Consider the following 2,242-nt stretch of genomic DNA (forward strand, 5'->3'; position numbering starts at 1 on the left):
CAAACAGTGGCTTTGATGTTTACAGTCACTGTCTGTGTAGGGCAGTTGTTAACTGTAATGGTATAGTTGTTGTCGCCCACCTTACCGGGGGTAACAGTTATTTTATCTCCTTTGATGCGGGTTTTACTGCCATCGAGGCTTACATTGTTTACCGGATTGGTGCCTGTTGTAGTCACAGTAATGGTTACCGGAGTGCCTACCACCACACTCGTTGCCGGGTCGCGGGTAAAGCTCAGAGGGGTTACCGCCGGGTTGCAGGGGTCGTCGTCATCGGGGTCATTACCTCCGCAACTCTTAGCCAGAAAGCCGTCTCCATCGCAGTCGCAGGGTTCGAGGCAGGGATCGGCCTGCGGGTCATCGCACTGCGACACCCATTTTGTCTTGTTCCAGTATTCCACGCAATTGATGTCGGTGTTGTAGATGGTCAGCCCCCGGCCTTTGTCTNACCGCCGGGTTGCAGGGGTCGTCGTCATCGGGGTCGTTACCTCCGCAACTCTTAGCCAGAAAGCCGTCTCCATCGCAGTCGCAGGGTTCGAGGCAGGGATCGGCCTGTGGGTCATCGCACTGCGACACCCATTTTGTCTTGTTCCAGTATTCCACGCAATTGATGTCGGTGTTGTAGATGGTCAGCCCCCGGCCTTTGTCTATTATCTCATCTATAAAGGCCTGGCTTTGGGTCAGCGCCTTACGCTGTTTGTTATTCAGGTGGGGCAGGCGCAATCCGCCCGTGCCGTTGGATATAATTTCCAAGACGGAATAGTCTTCGGGAATCTTATCGCTGCCAACGGTCACCTGAGCCTGCAACGACCCCAACGAGAGGGAAAACAGGCAGAATAGTATAAGTGTTAGGTTTCTCATATTTTTATTTTGTTTGAAGATGTTTATTGTCGTATCCTTTGTCTAAGCCTTCCGCCCTCTCTGGAGCCGGAAGTACCCGAAGGGGGGCAGGGTTTGCCTGCCCTTATATGGGTAATATCTATACCGGGCGGACGAACCCCACCCCTACGAATACCACATTTATAATTAGAGCCTGCGCCAAACAGGAGGGTTATTCTGCTATGCAGCGTACGGAGTTCCCATACTCACGATCGAGATTGCCTTGATTTACTCTAGAATTATTCATTATGACAGCATAACTTATCTTTGTGAATCCTGTAAATATTGTGCTCGTCCAATAGACACCAGTTGAACCAACTTGGATAAGCTCATAATTCAATGTAAACCACTTCATTCCAGCAGCAGGAAAATAAAGTATATTTGAGACTACATAACCTCTCTTCCACGACCATACATTAGCCAAACCGTCACCACTTTCCAAGTCAGAATTTGAAACAGCCAAATTATTCCCTCCGGCCATCATAGCGCTCCACTGTTTCTGGCTCGGTACCTTCCAACCGGTAGGACAGGGATTGTTAGCAGGATGTCTCCATGTAGGATTGTAAGGTTGTTCGAGGTAAGGAAAGGACACGCCATCGCCCCAAAGATCATCTTTGTATGTAGCATTACTACGCCAATCATGATTAGCACTACTATTTGTTATAAATAGGCCGTAAGCGCCATGACCTGACACGACTTGCCCGTTGACATCAGTTACACCACCCAGATCATCAGCATCTACCGGACCTGTATAAACGGTTGTTTTATAACGTTCCTGATGTCCGTCTTTCTTCCTTCCCCACTGGTAGAGGTCACCCAGCATTTCGCATGGGTCGAGTTCATATTCCGCGCCCAGATTTACATGGGCATAGGTGGTTCTTACTAAACCTGTAGTTTTATCTGTAAAGTCGTTAGCGTTGGTTGCCGCCTCGCTCCATGCATTCACATATATCGGCGACAATTGTCCCAGAGTGGCCAGTACCACCGTTACCTCGTATTCATTGCTGGTTACCGTACCGCAGGCATTGCTTATATCGCATTTTATCTTCGGGGTCTTTTTCATATTGCCTAGTGCGTCGGCTGTCAGGCCTGTAGTGCCGGGGCTGTAATAGAAGTCCGCGTTTGTCTCTCCCGGTAGGGCTATGCCGTCTACATACCACTGATAACCTGTGGCCGGGCTTCCGCCTGTTTTCACGGCTGTCAGTTTCATCGTCTGGTAAGTAAACATATAGGGCAGGCAGCTCGACACTGTAGCCGAGGTAATCTTGGTACAAACAGTGGCTTTGATGTTTACAGTCACTGTCTGTGTAGGGCAGTTGTTAACTGTAATGGTATAGTTGTTGTCGCCCACCTTACCGGGGGTAAC

Annotated in this window: 2 protein-coding genes; both read right to left on the bottom strand. The window is 49.4% G+C overall.

Going from position 1 to position 2,242, the window contains the following annotated elements:
* A partial coding sequence (locus tag D0T84_RS06360; protein ID WP_163307046.1) for a hypothetical protein occupies positions 1-371 on the bottom strand: 371 nt, incomplete at its 3' end.
* A gap of 677 nt (positions 372-1,048) precedes the next feature.
* A partial coding sequence (locus D0T84_RS06370; protein ID WP_163307048.1) for an FISUMP domain-containing protein occupies positions 1,049-2,242 on the bottom strand: 1,194 nt, incomplete at its 5' end.

The organism is Dysgonomonas sp. 521, from assembly GCF_010501055.1.
Taxonomy (GTDB): Bacteria; Bacteroidota; Bacteroidia; order Bacteroidales; family Dysgonomonadaceae; genus Dysgonomonas.